The sequence below is a fragment of the Wolbachia endosymbiont of Drosophila barbarae genome (assembly GCF_044752445.1).
GTDB lineage: Bacteria > Pseudomonadota > Alphaproteobacteria > Rickettsiales > Anaplasmataceae > Wolbachia > Wolbachia pipientis.
This window is the reverse complement of record NZ_JBIXJM010000114.1, coordinates 1-1,002: the sequence shown is the minus strand read 5'-3', so window position 1 is coordinate 1,002 and position 1,002 is coordinate 1. Positions and strand designations below refer to the sequence as shown.

The 1,002-nt window shown below is 39.0% G+C and carries 1 pseudogene; it reads left to right on the top strand.

The features are described from left to right. Nucleotides 1-60: 60 nt before the first annotated feature. Nucleotides 61-780 (top strand): annotated as a pseudogene (locus ACIPNH_RS01525) (AAA family ATPase); the annotation flags it as partial. Between the last annotated feature and the right edge of the window lie 222 nt (nt 781-1,002).

Sequence of the window (1,002 nt, the reverse complement as noted above, 5' to 3'; positions counted from 1 at the left end):
TCCTTTCGTCGTGCTGTTGATTCTGCCTTCCTATGACCTGTTCGGACTATTATGAGAAATGCTATAAATGCTGATCCAGCTGTAGGGGATTATCTGATGTGTCTATTGTCTGATCTAGCAAATAGTACTGGAGCTTCAATTATTACTGCTCACCACATGAGAAAACCAAAAGGAGAAAAACCTATACTAACTGTTGAACAAGCAAGAGATGCAATAAGAGGTACCTCTGCTCTTGTTAATGGTGTTAGATGCTCATACGCTTTTTGGCCAATAGAAAATACATCTAGGCTAGAGATCTTTAAGGCAGTAGGAGAAACACCAAGACAGAATGCTTTATTTCATGGGGCAGTTGTGAAGGCCAATGGGTTAGCTGATCGCACTGTAAGAACTTACCTAAGAAATCAGGAAACAGGGCTACTAGAAGATATAACAATACAACTAACAGTTAAAAATGCTAGTGAAAAAGACCTTAAAATATGTCTTATCGATGCAGTTACACGATCTGCTGCTTCAGGGCATCCATTTACTCACACAGGAAGCACAGGAGTATATAAGCAACGGCATAGACTACCTGAAGTTTTTCACAGCATGGGAAGGGATAGACTAGAGCGTATGGTGCAGGAACTTTTGCAGGTAAAGCAGTTAGTTAAAGTGATGTCTACAGGTTCAAGAGAGGATAAGTGGCTTGACATTCCAACTGGACCATTTGCTTGTGGTATAGGAAAATTCACCCCTGGAGCTGAAGATCTCAGCTATAGGCAAAATTTAATGTTAGGATAAGTCTTTTTTTATGGGTAAAAATATTTTAGAGTTTACCAAGTTTTCTCTATTGCCCTTTACATCAACCCAACTAAAACTTAGCACTTAAGAAATAGCACCATCAATGATTGTATTACATTCCTAATTCCTAGGTTCCTAAATCAGTAATTAGAAATCAGGAATCAGGAATCAGGAATCAGGAATCAGGAATCAGGAATCAGGAATCAGGAATCAGGAATCAGG